6 protein-coding genes are annotated in these 5,028 nt (G+C 27.9%); 1 reads left to right on the top strand and 5 read right to left on the bottom strand.

The features are described 5' to 3' along the window. On the top strand, positions 1-707 hold a 707-nt coding region (locus tag ARA56_RS16060), incomplete at its 5' end, for an IS3 family transposase (protein ID WP_055268494.1). A 75-nt stretch (positions 708-782) separates the two neighbouring features. Here the strand turns inward: ARA56_RS16060 and ARA56_RS16055 are convergent. The 5 genes from ARA56_RS16055 to ARA56_RS16035 all read right to left on the bottom strand — a co-directional run bounded on the left by ARA56_RS16055 (position 783) and on the right by ARA56_RS16035 (position 4,890). Further along, the gene (locus tag ARA56_RS16055) at positions 783-1,433 is read right to left on the bottom strand and encodes a CpsD/CapB family tyrosine-protein kinase (protein ID WP_055268492.1); all 651 of its coding nucleotides are present in this window, start codon (positions 1,431-1,433) and stop codon (positions 783-785) included. A gap of 14 nt (positions 1,434-1,447) precedes the next feature. Next, complete coding sequence (locus tag ARA56_RS16050; protein WP_055268489.1) at positions 1,448-2,122, bottom strand: YveK family protein; 675 nt, start codon at positions 2,120-2,122, stop codon at positions 1,448-1,450. A gap of 341 nt (positions 2,123-2,463) precedes the next feature. Beyond that, positions 2,464-3,147, bottom strand: coding sequence for a YveK family protein (locus ARA56_RS16045; protein ID WP_084759093.1), 684 nt, complete (start codon positions 3,145-3,147; stop codon positions 2,464-2,466). A gap of 229 nt (positions 3,148-3,376) precedes the next feature. Then, complete coding sequence (locus ARA56_RS16040) at positions 3,377-3,613, bottom strand: hypothetical protein (RefSeq protein WP_055268487.1); 237 nt, start codon at positions 3,611-3,613, stop codon at positions 3,377-3,379. A gap of 341 nt (positions 3,614-3,954) precedes the next feature. Further along, entirely contained in the window at positions 3,955-4,890 is a 936-nt protein-coding gene (locus ARA56_RS16035; protein ID WP_055268485.1) for an LCP family protein, read from the bottom strand. Between the last annotated feature and the right edge of the window lie 138 nt (positions 4,891-5,028).

Genomic DNA, 5,028 nt, shown 5'->3' with positions numbered 1-5,028 from the left:
AAGAGAATAAAGGCATATATGGTGCTCCTAGAATTCATTATATACTTGGTATAGAAGGTTTCAATGTATCATTGAAGCGAGTTCAAAGACGAATGACTGAACTTGGCCTTTGTGCAGTAACTGTAAAAAAATACAAACCTCATTCAAGTAAAAAGGTAGCAGAAGATTTAGAAAACGTTTTGAAAAGAGATTTTACTACTACTTCTATTAACGAAAAATGGGTAGGAGATATTACATATATTTATACTATCAAAGATGGTTGGTGCTATTTAGCTTCAGTTCTAGACTTATATTCTAAAAAAATAATTGGCTACGCTTTCGGTCAGAGAATGACTAATGATTTAGTTGTTAAAGCCTTAAAAAATGCTTATTACAGCCAATCTCCCGATAAGAATAAGCAATTAATATTTCATAGCGATTTAGGCTCTCAATACACTAGCAATGATTTAAGGGAGCTATGCAAAGAGTTTAATATTATACAATCGTTTAGTAAAAAAGGTTGTCCATATGATAATGCTTGTATAGAATCTTTTCATTCATTAATAAAAAAGGAAGAAATATATAGAAATACATACCGTACCTTCGAAGAAGTTAATATGGCTATTTTTAAATATATTGAAGGTTGGTATAACAGAAAAAGGCTACACTCTTCTATTAATTACATGACTCCAGATCAATGTGAATTATTAGCTAGAAGTGCAGCATAAAAAAGTTTGACTTTTTGTGTCCAAAATATTGACATAAGACCAATAATATTTTTATTAATTAGTAAGCTTTACTTACTAATTTCCATAATAGTAGTAATACTTATTCTTAGATTTTTCTACTCCATTAAGAACAGTACCTATTAAATTACCATTAACCTTTTTAATAAGATTAACTGAGTTCATAACAACATCCTTCTTAGTACTTCCAGCCTTAACTACTAAAATAGTACCGTCAACCTTTGTAGAAAGAACTTGAGCATCTGTTACAGCTCCAAGTGGTGGAGTATCTATCACTATATAATCAAAATGTTTTTTCATTTCATCTAAGAAAGTTCCCATAACTCTTGATCCAAGCATTTCTGAAGGATTTGGTGGAACTTTACCAGCTGGTATTAAAGTTAAATTATCATTATATTTCCATGATATATTTTCCATAGTTTTCTTATGAAGTAATAACTCTGATAATCCACTTTCATTAGAAATCCTAAAATTCTTATGAATTGAAGGCTTTCTCATATCGCAATCTATTAATAAAACTTTATTCTCCCCTTGAGCTAATGCTAATGCTAAATTTCCTGAAGTTACAGTCTTACCTTCTCCTAGTTCTGAACTTGTAACTACTATAGTTCTATACTCTTTATCAAAAGAAGAATATTGAATATTAGTTCTAAGAGTTCTATAACTTTCAGCTGCTATAGACTTTGGCTGTTTTTCAACTACAAACATTTCCCTTCCCCCTTTTAATCTTCTAAATTAGGAATAACACCAAGTACAGGTATTTCTAATTCATTTTCTAATTGCTCTTTAGTTTTATAAGTATTGTCCATATATTCAAGAAGGAATACTAATCCTATGCTTACCATTAATCCTAAAATAAAAGCTATAGCTATATTCATCACTTTATTAGGACTTACTGGATTTTTAGGAGTTTCAACAGCTTCTATTACTCTTACATTTCCATTAGGAACTAATTCCTTAGCAGTCTTTATGAAATTAGTAGTTATACTTTTAAGTATTACTGCTGCTTCTTCTGGATCTAAGCTTTTATACTTTATTTGAAGTATTTGTGTATCACTTACAGGAGTTACAGTTAAGCCTGAAGCTACCTCCCCTGGTGTTACGTCATATTCTGTATCTTTGATTGCTGAAGTTAACAAATCTCTAGTTTTTATTGCTTCTGAGTAAGTCTTTAAAAGTTTTTGATACATAGCTATATCATTACTGTTATACCCTTCCTCAGAACTTTCTTCCTTACCTATAAAAACCTTAGTACTTGCCTCATATGCAGGTTTTATTACAAAGAAGCTAAAAATTCCTGATACTACTGTAGCCAAAATAGTTATTAAAGCTATCATCTTCCAACGCTTCTTTAAAGCTTCAAAAATTTCTTCAATACTTATAATATGTTCTTCCATTTTCTTCACTCCTATTCCTTATAATCACTTCTCATTAAGGCAACTCTTTCTCTCTTTAACATAGTTGAAAATTTCATAATTGCCGTAGTCAATATTTCTCATTTATGTTATCTTACCTATTTAATATTGATATATCATAATTACGCAATGCACATCATGAAGTGGCATTTAGAATTTCATTGTTTATGTAATTAAAATTACGTTAAGAAGTTTCTACTGTCTGAACGTAGTGAGTTCAGAAACTTTAGTAATTTTCATGGAATAAACAATAGAAATTTTTATGCTACTGAATTAGTGCTGAAGTAATATGATATATCAATATAATTTTAAGATAATTCTATTTACTCAAAGTTAGGAATTACACCTAAACATGAAACTTGTAAAAATTCTTCTATCTCTTCTTTATCATTAAAGCTATTATTCATATATTCCTTTAGAATTACTATGCCAACTCCTAGCATAATTCCTAATATTGCTCCTATAGCAATATTCATTGTTTTGTTAGGGCTTACTGTACCTTGTGGAACCTTAGGCTGTTCTATAATATGCACATTACCATTAGGATAAAGTGATTTAGAAAGCTTCATAAATTCCTCTGTTAATCCATAAATCATATTATAAGATTCCTCTCTTGAAGAACTTACATATTTGAATTGTAAAATCTGCGTGTCAGCTATTGGTACTACTTGTACCTTTCTTAAAGCCTCAGCTACTGTTATGTCTTCACCTACATTTTTAATAGCCTTAGCCATAAGATTCTTAGTCTTAGCTATTTCTGCGTAAGTTTTAATAAGTTTTTGATACATCGTAACTTCATCATTACTATAAGTAGTTGATACATTTTTAAATTTCTCTTTACCAATATAAACCTTACTGCTTGCCTCATATTTAGGCAAAACAAAGAAAAAAGTAACTATAGATGATACTAAAGTTACTGATAGAGTAGAAATTAAAATTAACCTGAAATTACTTTTTAAAGCGTTAATTATTTTTCCTAGCTTCAACTCTCCCATAAAATAATCCATTCCTATAATTCACTTATTTTTCCTGTTTATTCGACAAATAACCCTCTTTATTCGACAAAAAAGATTATATCATCAAATTATTTTCTTGAAAAGAAATCTCTTAATTAAATAATTTGCATTTTCTAACAATTTTAAGTAATAAATTATTTTCACTGTTAAAATTTTTTATAAATAATTTTTTCCTATTTCATTTTTACAAATAAAAAAAGAGATGGCCAATTATAGAAAATTAAGCCATCTCAATTACTTTATTATAATTTATTACTTTTAATATATTCTTCTTAAAGAGAATTCCTTTCATCTCCTTCTCGGCATAAAAAGAATTATCTGTTCCAATTTTAAATCCTTCAGTTTCTTCTGATTTTCTAATATGATATACTTTTTCATTAAATATATCTTTACCTATAATAAATTCATTATTTTCTTTTAAAAATACGCATCTGTAAAGTTTTAAATTATCATTCATAATTTATGATACCCCCTTATATAAAACTTTAAGTTTATAATTGATTAATTTTTACATTCTACATAGTTAATAATTATAGTAAGATAAAGTAAATATTAATTATATCAACAAATTATTGATAATATAACTTTAATAGAATATGTTTTTAATTAAATTACGATTAATAATAACATATCTCGACATTTACGTAAATATCTTTAAAATCACTTTTTATTAATCCTTAACTTCATTTATATATTAAGTTAGTTTTATTCATCACTATTTAAAACTAAAAAATCAACTTATACCTGGAATTAATTGCACCTGCCATGTCTAATCAATTGGCCCCGACGTGTATAGCATTACCATATCTTTGTATCTTCAAATATATAATTATGCAATTGGCTTACTGCTGTTTCTTTATCAAAAACTAAGTAGTATATTCCACCTATCATTTGTCCTTGACAGTAACCATCTAATGGGAACCTTTCTTGTTCAATTGATGGTATTCCCATCTTTATGATTTCATTACCTAAATCTAGTATATCTGATGATTTTAAATTTGTTTCAACCATAGGCAGTATCTCATTTAATAATGAAGGATATTGTGTCACATTCATATTTAACAGTTTCTTAAATACTGAATTTAATATATTTCTTTGCCTCTCACTTCTCTTATAGTCACCACCGCTTGCATATCTAATCCTTGAATATTGTAGTGCTTGTTCCCCTGTTAAGATATAAATACCAGGATCACTGATACCTGAAACATGAGATACTTCTTCATCAATTATCTCTATTTCAACTCCACCTAATAAATCTATTACTTTAGGTAATGTTGAAAAGTTAACAGAAGCAAACTCTGTTATATTTAAATTAAAATTTCTATTTAGAGTATTTATTGCAAGCTCTGGACCTCCAAAGGCATAAGCATGATTTACTTTATCATTTCCATATCCTTCTATACTTACATATGAATCTCTCATAATTGAAGTAAGCTTTAATTTTTTATTATGAGTATCTATTGTAGCTATCATTATAGAGTCAGATCTTCCTCTTCCCCCATCAGTTGCATCTATTCCAAATAAAGCTATATTTATTATAGTATCGCTATATTTAGATAACTCTTCTTCAACCTCTTCAGTTATTCCAATATTCTCTTGATTTACCTGAACTTCAACAGTCTTATTAATTAAACTATTTAAATAAATATATCCTGTAGCTACTGTTGCTATTATTATAGTTAATAAACTTCCTATAACCCAAAGTGTAATTTTTTTACCTTTTGATAATTTCAATTCTTTTCACCTCTCCTATATGATATTTTTTTCAAATAAAAGGGGCTGTATCAAAAAAAATTTGATATTTGCCGATAAAGAAAAGGAAGTTCGAATTTGAACTTCCTTTTTTGCGCATAGTAATAATATGAAAAACTT

The organism is Clostridium disporicum, from assembly GCF_001405015.1.
In the GTDB taxonomy this organism is placed as follows: domain Bacteria; phylum Bacillota; class Clostridia; order Clostridiales; family Clostridiaceae; genus Clostridium; species Clostridium disporicum_B.
This window is presented reverse-complemented; position numbering and strand designations above follow the sequence as displayed.

Bases quoted from the DNA above. Each gene is read 5' to 3' on its own strand.
- ARA56_RS16040 (WP_055268487.1), bottom strand. From the start codon at position 3,613: ATGAATGATAATTTAAAACTTTACAGATGCGTATTTTTAAAAGAAAAT.
- ARA56_RS16055 (WP_055268492.1), bottom strand. From the start codon at position 1,433: ATGTTTGTAGTTGAAAAACAGCCAAAGTCTATAGCAGCTGAAAGTTAT.
- ARA56_RS16045 (WP_084759093.1), bottom strand. From the start codon at position 3,147: ATGGATTATTTTATGGGAGAGTTGAAGCTAGGAAAAATAATTAACGCT.
- ARA56_RS16050 (WP_055268489.1), bottom strand. From the start codon at position 2,122: ATGGAAGAACATATTATAAGTATTGAAGAAATTTTTGAAGCTTTAAAG.